This window comes from Synechococcus sp. B60.1 (assembly GCF_047462555.1).
In the GTDB taxonomy this organism is placed as follows: domain Bacteria; phylum Cyanobacteriota; class Cyanobacteriia; order Thermostichales; family Thermostichaceae; genus Thermostichus.
Window position 1 is genome coordinate 4532 of the sequence record NZ_JANSJN010000012.1, and the last position, 1140, is coordinate 5671.

Genomic DNA, 1140 nt, shown 5'->3' on the forward strand with positions numbered 1-1140 from the left:
TGGCCAAGCTGCTGGCAGGGATCTCAGCAGCCCAGCCCTTGACCTCTGCGGCTCAAATGAGGGCCTACATCAACCGCTTTCTCCGCCAGAGCCAGGCCTTGTTGCAAGCTCACCCCGAAGCCTATGCCGTTGCCGTCCGGCACCTAGAGCAGGGATCCCCCCTCCAAGACTGCCTAGCTGCCCTTGCGGCCAGCTTGGAGGAGCGGCGTCAACAACCTCCCTCGCCCTCTTCTGAAACCTCTTGCTGATACACTGTGACATACGAAAAAAGCTCGGGATCCCCCTTGCTCGGGATCCCGGCGATTGACTATATCGTTGTGTCGCTTAGGGAGGATCCGTCTTGCGCCCCATCCTCATTGCCGGCAACTGGAAAATGCACAAGACTCAGGCTGAGGCTCGCCAGTTTCTGCGCGAGTTTGCTCCGGCTCTGCAAGCGTCGTCTGTAGGGGCGACGCCGCAGCGGCAGATCATCCTCTGCGTGCCCTTCACAGACCTGGCTGTGGTGGTAGAAGAAACGCGGGGATCCGGCATTGCTGTGGGAGCCCAGAACCTGCACTGGGAGGATCAAGGGGCGTTTACGGGAGAGATCTCTGGCCCCATGCTGGCAGAGCTGGGGGTGCGCTACGTGATCGTCGGCCACAGCGAGCGGCGGCAATACTTTGGCGAAACCGATGAAACCGTCAACTGGCGCTTGGCAGCGGCCCAGCGGCACAGGCTCACTCCCATCCTCTGTGTGGGGGAAAGCTTGCAACAGCGGGAACAGGGCCTAACCGAGTCCTGGATTGTGGGACAGTTGGATCGCGCCTTGCCAGGGATCGATCTGCAAAACCTCGTGATTGCCTACGAGCCAATCTGGGCTATTGGCACGGGGAAAACCTGTGCAGCGGCTGAGGCCAACCGCGTCATTGGCCTTATCCGCCAGCATCTGGGTGCCGACCACCTGCCCATCCTCTACGGTGGCTCCGTTAAAGCCAGCAATATTGACGAGCTGATGGCCCAGCCGCAGATTGATGGCGTCCTGGTGGGGGGCGCTAGCCTCGATCCCCAAGAGTTTGCCCGCATTGTCAACTTCCAGACCCTAACCCCTGCGGCAGCGGCTCCCTAGGTTCCTCAGCGAGATTGCCCCCACAGCAGAGCCAC

At 61.1% G+C, this 1140-nt stretch carries 2 protein-coding genes; both read left to right on the forward strand.

All coding sequences use genetic code 11. The features are described 5' to 3' along the window. A partial coding sequence (locus NW863_RS02470; protein ID WP_414364168.1) for a hypothetical protein occupies positions 1-248 on the forward strand: 248 nt, incomplete at its 5' end. Positions 249-340: 92 nt separating this feature from the next. Next, positions 341-1105 carry a triose-phosphate isomerase gene (tpiA, locus tag NW863_RS02475; RefSeq protein ID WP_414364169.1) on the forward strand — a complete coding sequence of 255 codons (765 nt, stop codon included), beginning with the start codon at positions 341-343 and terminating at the stop codon, positions 1103-1105. Positions 1106-1140: the final 35 nt, after the last annotated feature.